This window comes from Bradyrhizobium elkanii WSM2783 (genome assembly GCF_000472865.1).
GTDB classification, from domain to species: Bacteria; Pseudomonadota; Alphaproteobacteria; order Rhizobiales; family Xanthobacteraceae; genus Bradyrhizobium; species Bradyrhizobium elkanii_A.
This window is the reverse complement of record NZ_AXAP01000024.1, coordinates 39554-56114: the sequence shown is the minus strand read 5'-3', so window position 1 is coordinate 56114 and position 16561 is coordinate 39554. Positions and strand designations below refer to the sequence as shown.

At 64.0% G+C, this 16561-nt stretch carries 18 protein-coding genes; 15 read left to right on the top strand and 3 right to left on the bottom strand.

Annotated elements, in window-relative coordinates:
* Positions 1-48: 48 nt before the first annotated feature.
* Complete coding sequence (locus YY7_RS0121260; protein WP_155255259.1) at positions 49-939, bottom strand: alpha/beta fold hydrolase; 891 nt, start codon at positions 937-939, stop codon at positions 49-51.
* Between the two features lie 206 nt (positions 940-1145).
* Between YY7_RS0121260 and YY7_RS0121255 the strand changes: the two genes are divergently transcribed.
* The 15 genes from YY7_RS0121255 (at position 1146) to YY7_RS0121185 (ending at position 14358) form a co-directional block, all read left to right on the top strand.
* Positions 1146-1529 (top strand): hypothetical protein, encoded by a 384-nt coding sequence (locus YY7_RS0121255; protein ID WP_028164988.1) that lies wholly within the window; start codon positions 1146-1148, stop codon positions 1527-1529.
* 11 nt (positions 1530-1540) lie between these two features.
* Entirely contained in the window at positions 1541-2623 is a 1083-nt protein-coding gene (locus YY7_RS0121250) for an alpha/beta fold hydrolase (protein WP_028164987.1), read from the top strand.
* Complete coding sequence (locus YY7_RS0121245) at positions 2620-3219, top strand: GNAT family N-acetyltransferase (protein WP_028164986.1); 600 nt, start codon at positions 2620-2622, stop codon at positions 3217-3219. The genes YY7_RS0121250 and YY7_RS0121245 overlap by 4 nt, the downstream gene beginning before the upstream one ends.
* Before the next feature lie 178 nt (positions 3220-3397).
* Positions 3398-3874, top strand: coding sequence for a phasin (locus tag YY7_RS0121240; RefSeq protein WP_028164985.1), 477 nt, complete (start codon positions 3398-3400; stop codon positions 3872-3874).
* Positions 3875-4081: 207 nt separating this feature from the next.
* Positions 4082-5368: a DUF445 domain-containing protein gene (locus YY7_RS0121235; protein WP_028164984.1), complete on the top strand. Its 1287-nt coding sequence runs from the start codon at positions 4082-4084 to the stop codon at positions 5366-5368.
* 186 nt (positions 5369-5554) lie between these two features.
* The gene (locus YY7_RS0121230; RefSeq protein ID WP_051396829.1) at positions 5555-6280 is read left to right on the top strand and encodes an alpha/beta hydrolase; all 726 of its coding nucleotides are present in this window, start codon (positions 5555-5557) and stop codon (positions 6278-6280) included.
* Between the two features lie 186 nt (positions 6281-6466).
* Positions 6467-7336 carry a phenylacetic acid degradation operon negative regulatory protein PaaX gene (gene paaX / locus YY7_RS0121225; RefSeq protein WP_028164982.1) on the top strand — a complete coding sequence of 290 codons (870 nt, stop codon included), beginning with the start codon at positions 6467-6469 and terminating at the stop codon, positions 7334-7336.
* Between the two features lie 74 nt (positions 7337-7410).
* The gene (paaA, locus tag YY7_RS0121220; RefSeq protein WP_028164981.1) at positions 7411-8403 is read left to right on the top strand and encodes a 1,2-phenylacetyl-CoA epoxidase subunit PaaA; all 993 of its coding nucleotides are present in this window, start codon (positions 7411-7413) and stop codon (positions 8401-8403) included.
* A gap of 10 nt (positions 8404-8413) precedes the next feature.
* Positions 8414-8701 carry a 1,2-phenylacetyl-CoA epoxidase subunit PaaB gene (gene paaB, locus YY7_RS0121215; protein WP_027581720.1) on the top strand — a complete coding sequence of 96 codons (288 nt, stop codon included), beginning with the start codon at positions 8414-8416 and terminating at the stop codon, positions 8699-8701.
* A gap of 112 nt (positions 8702-8813) precedes the next feature.
* Complete coding sequence (gene paaC / locus YY7_RS0121210) at positions 8814-9590, top strand: 1,2-phenylacetyl-CoA epoxidase subunit PaaC (RefSeq protein ID WP_028164980.1); 777 nt, start codon at positions 8814-8816, stop codon at positions 9588-9590.
* Positions 9584-10087, top strand: coding sequence for a 1,2-phenylacetyl-CoA epoxidase subunit PaaD (gene paaD, locus YY7_RS0121205; protein WP_028164979.1), 504 nt, complete (start codon positions 9584-9586; stop codon positions 10085-10087). Before paaC ends, paaD begins: the two co-directional genes overlap by 7 nt.
* A gap of 107 nt (positions 10088-10194) precedes the next feature.
* Positions 10195-11274, top strand: coding sequence for a 1,2-phenylacetyl-CoA epoxidase subunit PaaE (gene paaE / locus YY7_RS0121200; RefSeq protein WP_028164978.1), 1080 nt, complete (start codon positions 10195-10197; stop codon positions 11272-11274).
* A gap of 90 nt (positions 11275-11364) precedes the next feature.
* Positions 11365-11829, top strand: coding sequence for a hydroxyphenylacetyl-CoA thioesterase PaaI (paaI, locus tag YY7_RS0121195; protein ID WP_028164977.1), 465 nt, complete (start codon positions 11365-11367; stop codon positions 11827-11829).
* Positions 11830-11849: 20 nt separating this feature from the next.
* A complete protein-coding gene (gene paaK, locus YY7_RS0121190) occupies positions 11850-13181 on the top strand; it encodes a phenylacetate--CoA ligase PaaK (RefSeq protein WP_028164976.1) in 1332 nt (443 codons plus the stop codon).
* A 172-nt stretch (positions 13182-13353) separates the two neighbouring features.
* Positions 13354-14358, top strand: coding sequence for a quinone oxidoreductase family protein (locus YY7_RS0121185; protein WP_028164975.1), 1005 nt, complete (start codon positions 13354-13356; stop codon positions 14356-14358).
* 130 nt (positions 14359-14488) lie between these two features.
* Here YY7_RS0121185 and YY7_RS0121180 read toward each other — a convergent pair whose 3' ends face one another.
* Both YY7_RS0121180 and YY7_RS0121175 read right to left on the bottom strand, forming a co-directional pair.
* Positions 14489-15715, bottom strand: a complete 1227-nt coding sequence (locus YY7_RS0121180) for a bifunctional alpha/beta hydrolase/OsmC family protein (protein WP_028164974.1) — start codon at positions 15713-15715, stop codon at positions 14489-14491.
* A 175-nt stretch (positions 15716-15890) separates the two neighbouring features.
* Positions 15891-16556, bottom strand: a complete 666-nt coding sequence (locus YY7_RS0121175; RefSeq protein ID WP_028164973.1) for a sulfite oxidase-like oxidoreductase — start codon at positions 16554-16556, stop codon at positions 15891-15893.
* Positions 16557-16561 lie beyond the last annotated feature (5 nt).

The window sequence follows — 16561 nt, the reverse complement described above, 5'->3', positions numbered from 1 at the left end:
TGGTGGCAATGATGGGTTTCGCTGCGCTCCACCCATCCTACGATTCCGTCACGCCGCCCTTCCCACAGCTCCATGCGCGTGCTCAGCGATGGCGTCGATGATCTCTGGCCACATCGGGATCGGCAATGCGTGGCCCATGCCCTCGATCATCAGGAGTTTTGCGCCCGGGATCGAGGCCGCGGTGTCCTTGCCGCCGGCCGGGTGCACCAGCGGATCGACGGTGCCGTGGATGACGAGTGTCGGCGCTTTCACCGCGCCGAGGCGTTGCTTGCGGCTGCCGGAGGCGAGGATGGCGCGGAGCTGGCGGCCGACGCCGGCGGGATTGAGGCCGCGTTCATAGGTGCGCAGCGCCCGCGAACGATCGAGCGCCTCATCCTCCGGGAAGGAACCGACGCGCAGGACCTTCCAGGTCTTGGCGAAGCGCTCGATATATTCGTCCTTCGTCCTTGGCGGCGGCGCCATAAGTATGGCCCCGGCCTCGCGGGTCGGCGGCGGGATCTTCGGATTGCCTGTCGTCGACATGATCGAGGTGAGCGAGCGCACGACTTGCGGAAACGAGATCGCGACTTCCTGCGCGATCATGCCGCCCATGGAGGCGCCGACCAGATGCGCAGACTTCAGCCCGAGCCCGTCCATCAGGCCGACCGTGTCCTTGGCCATATCGATCAGTCTGTAGGGTGCGGCGACGGGGATCCCGAACAGACGCAGTCTCAGCATTTCGAACGCCGTCAGCCGCTTGCCGCCTGTGAGCTTGCCGGACTGGCCGATGTCCCGGTTGTCGAAGCGGATCACGCGAAAGCCGCGCGCGGCGAGCTGTTCGCAGAACTTGTCGTCCCAATGGATCATCTGGGCGCCGAGTCCCATGATCAGCAGCATCGGTTCGGCGCTCTCGTCGCCGAAGATCTCGTAGCAGATGTCGATGCCGTTGGCGCGGATCATCTGCGGCGGCCGGTGGACGAGGGTGGTCACGGGGCCTCCTCGGCTGGGTTCTTGATGGACGACTGTATGCCACGCTTTGCCGCAGCGCAGAAGCTTTCTGACGCGGCGTTCAATGTCAGCTTGGGTTGACCGGCTGCCTGCAACGGTGTCGTATGGAGCGCAAAGAGAAGCGTGGCAAGCGCTCGCAAGCACGTGGGAGAGCGCCAATGGCCGACAAGGGCAACGATCCTGCTGTCGTCTGGCAGACGATGATCGGCGAGCTGGAAAAGGGATTCAATTCCTTCGCCAACAAGGCAATGGGAACGCCGGAATTCAGCCGGATGATGAACCAGGCCGGCGGCGTCGCGGCCGGCGCGCAGAAGCAGTTCGCGGAGCTCATGGAGAAGTATCTGGTGGGCATGAACCTGCCGAGCCGGGCGCAGCTCGTCGGCATGGCCGAGCGCCTGCAATCGATCGAAAGCCAGCTCGACGAGATCAAGGCACTGCTGAGCGAGATGAACCGCAGCGCGGGCAATGTGGAAAGTGCGACAGCCGGCAAGCCGCGGCCGCCACGCACCAAACGCCCGCCTGCGGAGAAAGCGCAAAAATGAACGCGCCCTCGATGAACGCGTCCTTGGGGATCGACGCAGCGTCGATCGCGGAGCGCATTCAATCCGAGGTGCAGCGCGCGATCCAGCGCAGCATCAAGGGCGTCGAATATCTCTCGACCTCGGGTCCCGCGCTCGGCTCCACGCCAAAGGATGTGCTGGCCAGCCGTGGAACCATGCAGCTCTACCACTATCGACCGCTGGCGGATGAAATCTATCGCGTGCCGGTCCTGATCGTGATGGCCACCACCAATCGCGGCTATATCCTCGACATGGTGCCCGGCCAGAGTTTCATCGAATTCCTGCTCAGGCGCGGCTACGACGTCTACATGCTCGACTGGACCGCGCCGAAACCGGAAGAGAAGAACCTCAGGATGGAGGATTACGTCCTCGACTTCATTCCGGACTGTGTTCGCCGCGTGCAGCAGGATTGCGGCGAGACCGATGTCTCCGTCATCGGCTATTGCTTCGGCGGCGTGCTGTCGCTGCTCTATGGCTCGATCTTCCACGACGGGCCGATGAAGAATTTGATCTGCTTCACCACGCCGATCGACTTCCGCGAGATGACGCTGTTCTCGAATTTCGCCGACCGGCGCTATTTCGACGTCGACCGCCTGATCGATAGCGTCGGCAACATGCCGCCCGAACTGATCCTGTCATCGTTCGAGATGCTGCGGCCGGCTTCGCGCGCGCCAAGCCAGGTGCAGCTCTGGGACAACATCTGGAACGACGAGTTCGTGAAGTCGTACCGGATGTTCGACCGCTGGGCGACCGACACGCTGCCGCTCGCCGGCGACTATTTCCGGACCATCACCAAGGACCTGATGTGGGACAACAAGCTCTATAACGACGCCATGTCGGTCGGCGGGCGTCCGGCGAAGCTTGCGAACGTCAAGGTGCCGATTCTGCACGCTGTCGCCGAGCACGATCACATCGTGCCCTATGAGGCGGCGCGACACTTGATCGCGAAAGTCGGCTCGACCGACAAGGAGGAGGTGGTCCTCAAAGGTGGCCATGTCAGCCTGGTAGCCGGCGCCAATGCGATCAAGCGGCTGTGGCCGAAACTGGATTCCTGGCTGGGGCAGCGATCGACATGAGTGAGACACGTCCCTATCCACGGCGCGTCAAGACCGAGGCCGGCGAGATCGAATTCCGTCTGATGTCGCGCGCCGACGAAGCCGCGGTGCTAGCTTTCGCGCAAAAGCTGCCGACGCATGATCTGCTGTTCCTGCCGCGCAACATCAGCGAGCCGAAGGTGCTATCGGCGTGGCTCAACGAGATCGACCGCGGCGACATCATGAGCCTGCTGGCGCTGAGGGATGGCGTCGTGATCGGTTGCGGCACGCTGGTGCGCGACCGTCACTCCTGGTCGCCCCATGTCGGCGAGATCCGGATGGTGGTGTCCTTGGACGTCCGCGGGCAGGGGGTGGGGCGGGCGCTGGCGCAGGAGACGTTTGCCATTGCGCTCAGCGCTGGCCTCGAGAAGCTGTCGGTGCAGATGACGGTCGACCAGCGTAGCGCGATTGCCCTCTTCGAGGGCCTCGGCTTCCGGGCCGAGGCGCTGCTGCGCGACCATGTCCGGGATGTCGCCGGCGCGACCCCCGACATCGTGGTGCTCGGGCACAATGTGGCGCAGGTCCGGGCTCAGATGGAGGCCTACGGCCTGCCGGGGGCGGTCCAGCCTCAGGTTTGACCAGGCTGCAGCCTGCCTGACGGGCAATTCGCCCGATATTGCGGCTGTTCACAGATTTGTGATACTGCATCGCAACATATATATTGCGATGCACCATTAACCATGGCATAAGGATGACGCCCTGGGCCAGATTTGGACGGGGTGAGCCCATAGCTCTAACCGAGGATGGAGAGACCCTATGACCACCGAGACCAATTCCGTTTTTGATAGCGTCAAGCAGGCCTTTGCGCCTGTGACCGAAGCTTTTACCAAGCTGCAGAACCTGGAAGTGCCGGAAGCCGCCCGTGAGTTCGTGAAGAAGCAGGCCGAGACCGCCAAGGTTCGTGCCGCAGACTTGCACGCCGGCTCGGAAAAGGTGACCGCCGTGATCGAATCCGCCGTTGCCGGTTCGGTTTCCGAGGCCGCCAAGATCAGCCGCAATATCCAGGAGGCGATCTATCAGGACGCGGAAGCGTTCTTCAACGGTATCGACAAGCTGGCTTCCGCCAAGTCGCTGAACGACGCGGTGCAGATCCAGTCGGACCTGGTGCGTGCGCGCGGCGAAGTGTTCGTCTCGCGGGCCAAGTCTGCGACTGAATATGTCGGCAAGCTCGTCACCGAAGGTGCGAAGTCCGCGCAGGACAATTTCGCCAAGGTCTACAACAAGACGGCCTGATCGCGTCAGGCCTGCCAAGCAACGGTTTTCCGAGGCCCGCCGATTGCGGGCCTTCTTTTTTGCTTCGTCATGCCCGGGCTTGTCCCGGGCATCCACGCGCCTTCTTGCCGCATGCACCAAGACGTGGATGGCCGGGACAAGCCCGGCCATGACGGCAGTGGGTGTGGCGCGATATGATCGCAGCCAACCAACCGTGGTTGAACCTCCATGACCCTTCCCGCCACCTTCACCATCGCCACTCCCGCCGACGCGATCCGCGCGGCGGAGTTGCGGCGCGTGAAGTGGCTGGCGACCGGGGTGTTAGTTGCGACGTTCGTGCTGTTCCTCGTCGCGAAAGCGTTGTTGCCGGTGCATCCCGTGTTCGGCTTCATCGCGGCCTTTGCGGAAGCGGCGACGATCGGCGGGCTCGCCGACTGGTATGCGGTGGTCGCCTTGTTCAAGCGTCCCTTGGGATTGCCGATCCCGCACACCGCGATCATCCAGAGCAATCAGGGCCGCATCGCCGAGAAGCTCGGCGAATTCATCGAGAAGAATTTCCTCGAAGCAGGGCCGGTGGAGGCCAAGCTGCGCGAGATCGATTTCGGCGCTTTCATCGCCGACTGGCTGCGCGACCGCAAGCGCTCGACCGATCTCGCTCGCTTTCTGCTGCGTCTGTTGCCGGAGGCGTTCTCGGCGACGGAGAATTCGGGATCGATGAAGTTCGTCAGCCGCCGCGTCACCGCGCAACTGCTGGCGATCGATCTGGCGCCGCTTGCCGCCGGCACGCTGCGCGGCTTCGTGCAGGAGGGAAAGCACGAGGGCCTGCTCGACGACATCCTGCGCGTCCTGCACCAGACGCTGACGACGAAGGAGACCATGGCTGTCATCCGCGACAAGGTCCGCGCGGAAATGCCGACGCTCCTGAGGCTCTATCGCGCTGACAAATTCGTCGTGAACCGGATCATCGCCTCCGCGACGAAATTCTTCGAGGAAGTCCGTGACGATCCGAAGCATCCGTTCCGCGGCGAGTTCGACCGCATGCTGCTGTCGTTCGTCGAGCGGCTCGGCAGCGATCGTGCCTTTGCCGATCGCATCAACCGATTGAAGCGCGATCTGCTGGCGCGGCCGGAACTTGAAGGCCTCGCGCGCAACATCTGGTCGAACCTGAAGGACTTCATCGAACGCAGCGCCTCTGGAGAGACGCAGGTCCTGCAGCAGTATCTGGCCAGGATGTTCGTGGAGGCGGGTGAAGCGCTGGCCGGCGACACTGAGCTGCGCGCCGAGATCAACGAGGGGTTGGTCGCGATCCTGCGGACAGTGGTCGCCGACCAGAAGAGCGGCGTTTCGACCTTCATCGCCGATCAGATGAAGGCCTGGGACATGCAGCAATTGATCTCGCTGCTCGAGATCAACGTCGGCAGGGACCTGCAATATATTCGCTTCAATGGATCGCTGATCGGCGGCCTTGCCGGATTGATCTTGTACACCATCGAATATTTGCTGCGGCTGGTGTGACCGATCGGGAACGCGAGCGTTTTTGTTGTGATCTGTGTGATCTGGTTAGCTTGAAAGTAGAAAGCCGTTTCCCTAGCTTTAATTGCCTATTGATCCGTTGGCCGGCTGCCGCAATGCGAAGGCCGGCGGGAAGGAGATGCCGTGCCCCTTGCCGCAGAGACGCTTCGCCCGCCGTCCAGGACGTTGATGCTGTTGGAGGGGCGCGCCATCCACGAACTCGGCGCCTTCCTCGGCGCTTTGCCGCTGTTGAGCCTCGCGCCGCGCGGCGATGGTCATCCGGTGCTGGTGCTGCCCGGCCTCGTCGCATCGGATCTCTCGACGCGGCCGCTGCGCGAGTTCCTGAGCAGCAAGGGCTACGCGGTCAGCGGCTGGCGCCAGGGCCGCAATCTCGGCCTGCGCGCGGGCGTGCAGCAGGCGATGGTCGATCTCGTGCAGGACATGAACGACAGCCATGGCCGCAAGGTCTCGCTCGTCGGCTGGAGCCTCGGCGGCCTCTATGCTCGCCAACTCGCCAAGATGATGCCTGAGCGCGTGCGCCAGGTGATCACGCTCGGTAGCCCCTTTGCGGCCGGGCCAAAATCGACCAACGCCTGGCAGGTCTATGAGATCGCGAGCGGCCGCCGCGCCGAGGAAGAGGACCCGCGCTTCGGTGGATCGCTGGCCAGCGCGCCTCCGGTGCCGACCACGGCGATCTTCAGCCGCACCGATGGCATCTGCGCCTGGCAAGGCTGCCGCGAGCAGGCCTCGGCGATGTCGGAAAGCATCGAGGTCGAAAGCAGCCATTGCGGCATGGGCCACCATCCCGCCGCCGTCTACGCGGTCGCCGACCGGCTGGCGCAGCGCGAAGGGGAGTGGGCGCCGTTCGATCGTGGCGGCTGGCGCGCCATGGTTTATCCGGATCCGGACCGGTAGTGCGTCGGGGCCTCATGGTTCGAGACGCGGCCAAGAGGCCGCCCCACCATGAGGGTCTAACAGCGCGCCCCCTGCCAGACCTCATCCTGAGGAGCGGCCTCTTGGCCGCGTCTCGAAGGATGCAGCCCGGCTGCCTACCACAAGCAACATTGTCGCCCCAACGCGAAACGCGGTATGCGTGGACGCATGCCGCAGCCGCTTGACCGCATCATCGACCAGTTGAAGCGCGAGCCCTCGCGCACCGGCTCCATCGTCATCACCGTGTTCGGCGACGCTATCGTCCCGCGCGGCGGCTGCGTGTGGCTCGGCACGCTGCTGGATTTCTTCGCCTTCCTCGACACCGACGGCGGCGTGGTGCGCACCGCGATGTCGCGGCTCGCCGCCGACGGCTGGCTCGAGCGCAACAAGGTCGGCCGCAACAGCTTCTACCGACTGAATGAGAGGGGCCGGCAAACCTTCGACACCGCGACCAGGCACATCTACGATCCGCCGCAGTCGGACTGGACCGGGCGTTTCGAACTGCTGCTGATCGGCAATGGCGAGGATCGCGATGCCGCGCGCGAGGCGCTGAAGAACGCCGGCTTCGGCAGTCCGCTGCCGGGCGTGTGGGTCGCGCCGTCGGGCGTGCCGATCCCTGAAGAGGCCGCTAGCGCCATCCGTCTGGACGTTTCGGCCGAAGATGAAAACGGGCGGCGGCTGCTCAGCGAGAGCTGGCCGCTCGATCGCACCGCGGATGCCTATCAGAAATTCATCAGGACGTTCGAGCCGTTGCGCGGCTGGCTCGCGCGCGGAGAGGAACTCACCGACGCCGACGCGTTCACGGCCCGCATCCTCCTGATCCATTACTACCGCCGCGTGGTGCTGCGCGATCCGCTGCTGCCGATGGCGCTGTTGCCGAAGGACTGGCCGGGGAGTGCAGCGCGAAAGCTCTGCGGCGAAATCTATCGCGGCGTGCTGGCCTTATCCGAACAATGGCTTGACCGGCATGCGACCACTGAGGACGGGCCGCTGCCGAAGCCCGGCGTGGAACTTTCACGGCGGTTTGAGGATGCGTAAATATATTACAAGAATGCTTGCAAGAATTAGAATTTTGATATAGATTAAAGACAATAAAATTCGGGAGGTCGGGCATGTACACGCAGGCGCTGAATACGTCTGACGCAGATGACCGCAATGTCGAGGACGCCGCGCGCGCCGCCGCGTTTCAGGCGCGCATCGATGCCGACGAGCGCATCGAGCCGAACGACTGGATGCCCGCGGCCTATCGCAAGACGCTGACGCGGCAGATTTCCCAGCACGCTCATTCCGAAATCGTCGGCATGCTGCCCGAGGGCAACTGGATCACGCGCGCGCCGACGCTGCGCCGCAAGGCCGCGCTGCTCGCCAAGGTACAGGACGAATGCGGCCACGGGCTCTACCTCTATGCCGCGGCCGAGACGCTCGGCACCTCGCGCGAAGAGCTCGTCGACGCGATGCTGACGGGCAAGGCCAAGTATTCCTTGATCTTCAACTATCCCACACTGACATGGGCCGACATCGGCACCATCGGCTGGCTGGTCGATGGCGCCGCCATCATGAACCAGATCCCGCTGTGCCGCTGCTCCTACGGTCCTTATGCGCGAGCGATGATCCGCGTCTGCAAGGAAGAGTCGTTCCATCAGCGCCAGGGTTTCGAGATCATGCTGACGTTGTGCCGCGGCACCGATGAGCAGAAGGCAATGGCGCAGGATGCGCTGAACCGCTGGTGGTGGCCGGTGCTGATGATGTTCGGTCCGCCCGACAAAGTGAGCCAGCACAGCGACACCTCGACCAAATGGAAGATCAAGCGCTTCTCCAACGACGAGCTGCGGCAGAAATTCGTCGATGCAACCGTGCCGCAGGCGCAGTTCCTCGGCCTCACCATTCCCGATTCCGAGATGAAGCAGGATGAAGCCGGCCACTGGGTGCCTGGCCCGATCGATTGGGACGAATTCAAGCAGGTGCTCGCGGGCAACGGTCCATGCAACCGCGATCGTCTCGCTGCGCGTCGTAAGGCGCATGACGAGGGCGCCTGGGTGCGCGAGGCGGCGGCCGCTTACGCCGAGAAGCGCAAGCGCCGGCAGTTCGCGCAGGCAGCCGAATAGGGAGGCCGAGATGGCCACGCCGAATAGTCCGCTCTGGGAAGTCTTCATCCGCAGTCGCAACGGGCTTGCGCACAAGCATGTCGGCTCGCTGCATGCCGCCGACGCTACGCTGGCGCTGCAGGCCGCGCGCGACATCTACACCCGCCGCGGCGAGGGCCTTTCGATCTGGGTGGTGCCGTCGAGCGCGATCACCGCCTCCGACCCGGCCGAGAAGGGCATGATGTTCGAACCGGCGGAGTCGAAGATTTACCGGCACCCGACGTTTTACGACGTGCCCGAGGAAGTCGGACATATGTAGCCGCCTTCGTCATTGCGAGCGAAGCGAAGCAATCCATAGCGCCACTTGCTGAGACGTGGATTGCTTCGTCGCTTCGCTCCTCGCAATGACGACTGAGCAAGTGGACTGATCGATGACCATCGCCAACATCCAGGTCTCCGAAACGCCGCTCGTGCTCTACACGCTGCGGCGCGCCGACGATGCGCTGATCCTGGGCCACCGTCTGTCGGAATGGTGCGGACACGCGCCAACGCTCGAAGAGGACATGGCGCTCGCCAATATGGGGCTCGATCTCCTCGGACAGGCGCGCGAGCTTTACAGCTACGCCGCCAAGCTCGAGGGCAAGGACAACGACGAGGACAAGTTCGCTTATCTGCGCGACGTCAGGCAGTACCGCAATCTCCTCCTGGTCGAGCAGCCGAACGGCGATTTCGGGCGCACCATGGTGCGGCAGTTCTTCCATGCCGCCTTCGCCGATCTCTATTGGCGTGCGATGATGCAGTCGAAGGATGCGACGCTCGCGGCGATCGGGGCGAAATCCGAGAAGGAGAGCGCCTATCATCTCAGGCATTCGTCGGAATGGATCATCCGGCTCGGCGACGGCACCGAGGAAAGCCATCGCCGCGCACAGACGGCGATTGAGGATCTCTGGTCCTTCACCGGCGAGATGTTCGCCGTCGACGACTCTGAGCGCGGCCTGATCGATGCCGGTATCGCAGTCGACCCGGCGCTGCTGCATCCGCAATGGCTGAAGACGATAACCGCTGTGGTGGACGAGGCGACGCTTCGCTTGCCGGCGAGCAACTGGATGCAGCAGGGCGGCCGCAGCGGCCGGCACAGCGAGCATCTCGGCCATGTCCTCAGCGAATTGCAGTCGCTGCAGCGAACCTTTCCGGGGGCGACATGGTGAGCGCTGTCATCAGCAATGCCGATCTGCGCCGGCGCGCCTGGGACGCGGCTGCACAAGTGGTCGATCCCGAGATTCCCGTGCTGACCATCGCCGATCTCGGCGTGCTGCGCGATGTCGCGGTTCAGGACGGGCGGGTCGAGGTCGCGATCACGCCGACCTATTCCGGCTGCCCCGCCATGAACGTGATTGCGCTGGAGATCGAGCTGGCGCTCGAGCGCGAGGGCATTCGCGGCCCGAAGATCCGCACTGTGCTATCGCCGGCCTGGACCACCGACTGGATGAGCGAGGATGGCCGCCGCAAGCTGAAGGAGTACGGTATCGCACCGCCGCTGCCCGGCAGCTCACGCCGCGCGCTGTTCGGCCGGCAACGGGTGGCGTGTCCGCAATGCGGGTCCGAAGACACCGAATTGCTGTCCGAATTCGGCTCGACCTCCTGCAAGGCGCTGTGGCGCTGCAGGAGCTGCCGCGAACCATTCGATTATTTCAAGTGTCATTGATCCATGATGCCGTCATTGCGAGCGCAGCGAAGCAATCCATGCCTCAACTCGCGGCGCTATGGATTGCTTCGTCGCTTCGCTCCTCGCAATGACGGGAAGAGGTGACTATGTCGCTCTCACCCCGATTCCATCGCCTTGCCGTTAACGACCTGCGCCGCGAGACCGCGGACGCGATATCGATGACGTTTGCGATTCCGAAGGAACTCGCAAGCGATTACAGCTTTGCGCCTGGTCAATATCTGACCCTGCGCACCATGCTGGACGGCGAGGAAGTACGCCGATCCTATTCGATCTGTTCCGGCCCTGATGATGGCGAATTGCGCATTGCCGTGAAGAAGGTCGATGGCGGCGCGTTCTCGAACTGGGCGGCGGAAGACCTTAAAGCCGGCGACGAACTCGATGTGATGACGCCGACCGGCCGCTTCGGCGTCGCGCCGGCGCCGGAGGAGGCCCGGATTTACGTCGGCTTTGCCGCGGGAAGCGGCATCACGCCGATCCTGTCGATCGTCAAGGGCGTGCTGGCGCGCGAGCCGCAAAGCCGCTTCTTCCTGTTCTACGGCAACCGCTCGACCTCAGGCATGCTGTTCCTCGAAGAGCTGGAGGAATTGAAGGATCGCTTCCTGCAGCGGTTCTCGCTGTTCCACGTCATCTCGGGCGAGGAGCAGGACATTCCGATCCTGCACGGCCGGCTCGACGGCGAGAAGGTGAGGGTGCTGTTGCGCTCACTGGTGCCGGCGGCAAGTGTCGATCACGTCTTCATCTGCGGCCCGATCGGGATGAGCGAGGAGATCGAGGCGACCTGCCGCGACCTTGGCCTCGGCGATGACAAGATCCACGTCGAGCGCTTCGTCTCCGAGTTCGGCGGCAAACCGCGGCCGAAAAAGATCGTGGAGCCGGGCGCACCGCCGAAGGCGCTGGCCTCGCTGATCATCGACGGCAAGCGGCGCGAGGTGCCGGTTGCGGACGGCGAAGCCATCCTCGACGCGGCGCTGCGTGCGGGCATCGATCTGCCCTTCGCCTGCAAGGGCGGCATGTGCTCGACCTGCCGCGCCAAACTGGTCGAAGGCAAGGCGGAGATGGAGCTGAATTATTCGCTGGAGCCGTGGGAATTGCAGGCCGGGTTCATCCTGACCTGCCAGGCGCGGCCGTGCTCGGACAAGGTCATGGTCGACTACGACCACGTATAGAGCTTCAAGTCGCGTTGACAGGCAGGGCAGCGCGTCTCACAAATCATGCCAAGAGGCCCATGTAACGGGCCCGGCGACAGGGAGTTGAACGTGAACGTCAAGGCCACGCTTTCGCCTGAGGACCTCGCCCGCGCCTGCGCCGAGGCGATGTGGAAGGAGGACGACGCCAGCAAGGGCCTCGGCATGGAGATCGTCGAGATCAAGCCGGGGCAGGCGACGCTTGCGATGACGATCGCGCCGCACATGGTCAACGGCCAACGCATCGCCCATGGCGGCTTCATCTTCACGCTGGCCGATTCCGCGTTCGCCTTTGCCTGCAACAGCCACAATGAACGCGTCGTCGCCGCGCAAGGCAGCATCACCTTCATCCGGCCCGGCAAGCTCGGCGACCGCCTGATCGCCACCGCACGCGAGATCTCGCGCAACGGACGGTCCGGAATCTATGACGTCCGCGTCACGGCAGGCGATGATGTGATCGCCGAGTTTCGCGGCCATTCTCGCGTGATCGGCGGCTCATGGCTGCCGACAGCGGACAACGAGACCAAGCAAAAATAGACGATCGAAGGAAACGCGCCATGGCCGTGCCAAAGCTCAAGTCGACGGGAAGTGGTTACAGCGCTGAGATGGATGAAACTGAGGGCGCCTCGCGCGACGCGATCATGGCACTGCAGACCAAGCGGCTGGCATGGTCGCTGCAGCACGCCTATGACAACGTTGCGCATTACAAGCGCGTCTTCGATGCGGCCGGCGTGCATCCGTCCGATTTCAGGGAGCTTTCCGACCTCGCGAAATTCCCGTTCACGGCCAAGACCGACCTGCGCGACAATTATCCGTTCGGCATGTTCGCGGTGCCGCGCGAAAGGCTGGTGCGCGTCCATGCCTCTTCCGGCACGACAGGCAAGCCGATTGTGGTGGGCTACACGCAGGCCGATATCGACATCTGGTCGGACGTGATGGCGCGCTCGATCCGCGCCGCCGGCGGCCGCCGCGGCATGATCATCCACAATGCCTACGGCTATGGCCTGTTTACCGGTGGCCTCGGCGTGCACTACGGCGCCGAGCAGCTCGGCTGCACCGTGGTGCCGGTCTCCGGCGGCATGACCGAACGTCAGGTGCAGCTCATCAACGACTTCCGGCCCGACATCATCACGGTGACGCCGAGCTATATGCTGGCGATCCTGGACGAGTTCAGGCGGCAGCGGCTCGAGCCGCGACAATCATCGCTGAAGTTCGGCATCTTCGGCGCCGAACCCTGGACCAACGCGATGCGCGCCGAGATCGAGCACGCCTTCGACATGGACGCGACCGATATCTATGGCCTGTCGGAGGTGATCGGCCCCGGCGTTGCGCAGGAATGCGTGGAGAGCAAGGACGGGCTGCACATCTGGGAAGATCATTTCTATCCTGAAGTGATCGATCCCGAGACCGGACAAGTGCTGCCCGACGGCGAGAAGGGCGAACTGGTCTTCACCTCGCTGACCAAGGAAGCCTTTCCCGTGATCCGCTACCGCACCCGCGACCTCACGCGCTTGCTGCCGGGCACCGCGCGGCCGGGCATGCGGCGGATGGAGAAGGTGACCGGCCGCTCCGACGACATGATCATCCTGCGTGGCGTCAACGTGTTTCCGACCCAGATCGAGGAGGCGCTGCTCGCGACCGACTGGTGCGGCGGCCATTTCATCATCGAGCTCTCGCGCGAAGGCCGCATGGACGAGATGACGGTGCTCGCCGAAGCCCGCCCCGAAAGCTGGGACGGCAGCGGCCTTGCCGTGCATGCCGAGAAGGTCTCGATTTTCATCAAGAATACGATCGGCATCACCGCGCGCGTTCAAGCCGTCGCCCCCGAAACCCTGGAGCGTTCGCTCGGCAAGGCCAAACGGGTTTACGACAAGCGACCGAGGGGGTAACTCTCTGCATAGCGGCCGCTCCGAGCGAGGGGCAGGTTGGAGTGCGCCGCTCTTTCCTCCTGTCATTGCGAGCGGAGCGAAGCAATCCATCTTGCCCCTTGTGGAGACATGGATTGCTTCGCTCCGCTCGCAATGACGGGGCTGGCACCGCCCGTAACGGATTAACACCTCCATGCCGACACCAAGCAACCAAACCGTCAAAGCCAGCTGCGTTCGCCTGTCGGCGAAGGCCGACAATCCCGCCTCACTTGCGCTGACCGTGGAAACGCACGCGCTGTCGCGCGCCGCGAACGAGGTGCTGATCGAGATCAAGGCTGCCGCCGTCAATCCATCCGATGTGAAGGCCGCGACCGGGCTGATGCCTTACGCGGTGTTTCCGCGCACGTCGGGCCGCGACTATGCCGGCGTCGTCATCGACGGGCCCGAGGGGTGGATTGGGCGCGAGGTGTTCGGCTCGTCCGGCGATCTCGGCATTCGCCGCGATGGCACGCATGCGACGCATCTCGTGGTCGAGGCAGACGCAGTGGTGGAAAAACCTAAGGGCATTTCATGGGAGGAGGCCGCCGGCATCGGCGTGCCCTTTGTGACCGCGATCGAAGGCTTTCGCCGCGCCGGGCTGCCGAAGCCAGGCGAGACCGTGCTGGTGATGGGCGTCAATGGCAAGGTCGGGCAGGCAGCGGTGCAGATCGCGACCTGGCAAGGCGCGCGTGTCATCGGCGTGGCCCGCAAGAGCGAGCCCTACGAAGGGCACAGCAACGCGAAGGTCGAGATGATCGATGCCTCAAGCACCGATGTGGCGGCGCGCGTGCGCGAACTCACCGGCGGCAAGGGCGCCGACATCGTCTTCAACACGGTTGGCGATCCCTATTTTCAGGCCGCGCACAAATCTCTGGCGCTGCGTGGGCGGCAGATCCTGATCGCGGCCGTCGACCGCATCGTGCAGTTCAACATCCTCGAATTCTATCGTGGCCAGCACACTTATGTCGGCATCGACACGTTGGGCTTGTCGTCGATTGCGACCGGCGCTGTGCTGCGTGAACTCGGCCCCGGATTTGCGAGCGGGCACCTGAGGCCGTTTCCGATCGAGGCGAGCGCGATCTATCCGCTGGAGCAGGCGAAGCAAGCGTTCCTCGCCGTGGCCGGCTCCTCGCGTGACCGCGTGATCCTGCGGCCGTGATGGATTGACGCCGTCATTGCGAGGAGCGGAAGCGACGAAGCAATCCATGCCTCAGCAAGTGGCGAGATGGATTGCTTCGCTTCGCTCGCAATGACGCCGATGTCCGGCGGCTAGCGGGTGCAAGACTTTCTCAATCCGCGGCCTTCGTCACGATCCGCACCTCCGACGTCAGCGTCCGGTGCACCGGGCACTTGTCGGCGATCTCCATCAGCCGCTTGCGCTGGTCGTCGTCGAGCGAGGGGCCATCGATCTTGATGATCCGGTCGATCTGGTCGAGCATGCCGTCGCGCGTCTCGCACTCCGCGCAATCCTTGGCGTAAATCTTGCTGTGCGTCAGCGTCACCGTGACGCGATCGAGCGGCAGCGCCTTGCGGTCGGCGTACATGCGCATCGTCATCGAGGTGCAGGCGCCAAGTCCCGCGAGCACGAGATCGTAAGGGCCGGGCCCTGAGTCCTTGCCGCCGACGGCGGCCGGTTCGTCCGCCAGCAATCGGTGCGGGCCGACGGTGACGATCTGCTGGAACTTGCTGTCGCGCGTCTCGCGCACCACGACATGGCGCGGCGCCTCGGTGAGATCTACCGGAGGCCCGAGCACCGCCGGCCCGACATAGCGCTCCGACCAGGCCGCGATAACGTCGGCGGCATAGCTGGTGTCTCGCTTGTCTGAGAGGAGATGATCGGCGTCGGCGAGCGAGACGAAGCTCTTGGGGTGCTTTGCCGCGATGAACAGCTTGGTGGCGTTCTCGATGCCGACAGTGTCGTCGGTCGGCGCATGCATGATCAACAGCGCCTTGTGCAGCTTTGCGACCCGCGCCAGCAGATTCTGCTCGGCGATATCATCGAGGAATTCGCGCTTGATGCGGAACGGCCGGCCGGCGAGCGAAACCTCGACTTCGCCTTGCTCGCGGATGTTCTCGACCTGGTCCTTGAGCAAGTGGGTGACATGGGCGGGATCGGACGGCGCGGCGATGGTGACGATGGCCTTCGCTTCTGGTATCTGCGCGGCCGCGGCGAGGATCGCGGCACCGCCGAGGCTGTGGCCGATCAGGAGATCGGGCGCTTTGCGGGTTTCGCGCAGGTGATCGGCGGCGCGGACGAGATCGGCGACGTTGGAGGAGAACGTCGAATTGGCGAAATCGCCTTCGCTGGAGCCGAGCCCCGTGAAATCGAAGCGCAGCACCGCGATGCCTTTGGCGGCAAGCGCGACCGCGATGCGCTTGGCGGCCAGCACGTCTTTGCCGCAGGTGAAGCAATGCGCAAACAGCGCATAGGCGTGAATCTCGCCGTCTGGGGTATCCAGCGCGGCGGCGAGCTGGTGTCCTTCCGAGCTTGCGAACTGGAAGCGTTCAGTCGGCACGGCTACCCTCCATCACGGTTTTCCCTTCACCTCTCCCATAGGGAGAGGTCGGCGTGCAGCGCCGGGTGAGGGGTTCAGGTCCCTCGATAGAGCGTAACCCCTCACCCGAATTTCTCGCTACGCTCTAAATTCGACCTCTCCCTACGGGAGAGGTGAAGAACGCCACCGACAACAGTCAATCACCCGAATAACGTTCTTCCTTCCAGGGATCGCCGCGATTGTGATAGCCGCGGACTTCCCAATAGCCGGGCTTGTCCTGCGTCACGAATTCGATCGCCTGCAGCCATTTGGCGCTCTTCCAGAAATAGAGATGCGGCACCACGAGCCGCACGGGGCCGCCATGCTCCTCGGTCAGCGGTTTGCCTGACCAGCCATGCGCAAGCAGCGCGTCCTCGGCGGCAAAATCCTCAATCGCCAGATTGGTGGTGTAGCCGTCATAGGAATGCAGCACCACGAAGCGCGCATCCTCATGTGGCTGGCAGGCGGCCAAGAGATCGCGGGTCGCAAGACCCTGCCATTGATTGTCGTAGCGCGACCAGGTGGTGACGCAATGGATGTCGGAGACGAATTGCGATTGCGGCTGCGCGGTGAACTGCGCCCAATCCCAGAACACCGGATGTTCCACCGCGCCATAGACGTCGAGCCGCCAGCGCTCGCGGGGAATCTCGGGCGTCAATCCGAGATCGAGCGTCGGCCAGTCGCGGGTGAGATGCTGGCCCGGCGGCAGGCGTTGCTCGTCGGGACGCGTGATCCTGCCGGTGAGGAAGCGGCCTTCGCGCGCCCAGCGCTCCTTGCTGCGCGTCAGCTTGCTTTCCGGCGGCGGCTCCTGGTCGTCAGCCATTTGTC